A 230-nucleotide genomic window follows, 5' to 3' on the forward strand; every position below is an offset into this window, starting at 1 on the left:
CCAGATACTGAAAATCCAGAAAAGTAGCTACCGGTGCCAACTAAAACGCTTGTTTCGTTCTCTTTAAAAAGTTGTGTCAAGACTTCAGTACTATTCTCTCCTTGGTTATATACAGGAATTCCTTTCTCCTGTAGTTCATTACGTATTGCTCCATAAAATTCCTCTTTATGCTTATTTGAGGTATTTAAGAGAAGGGTTCGGCCACCAGTTAAATTAAGTAGGTCTTTAAT

General features: G+C 36.5%; 1 protein-coding gene. It reads right to left on the reverse strand.

The genetic code is table 11. The features are described from left to right. The coding region (locus tag SB822_RS61485; RefSeq protein ID WP_410859718.1) for a helicase C-terminal domain-containing protein at positions 1-230 on the reverse strand (230 nt) is incomplete at both ends.

Source organism: Paraburkholderia sp. SIMBA_054, from assembly GCF_046534875.1.
Taxonomy (GTDB): Bacteria; Pseudomonadota; Gammaproteobacteria; order Burkholderiales; family Burkholderiaceae; genus Paraburkholderia; species Paraburkholderia hospita.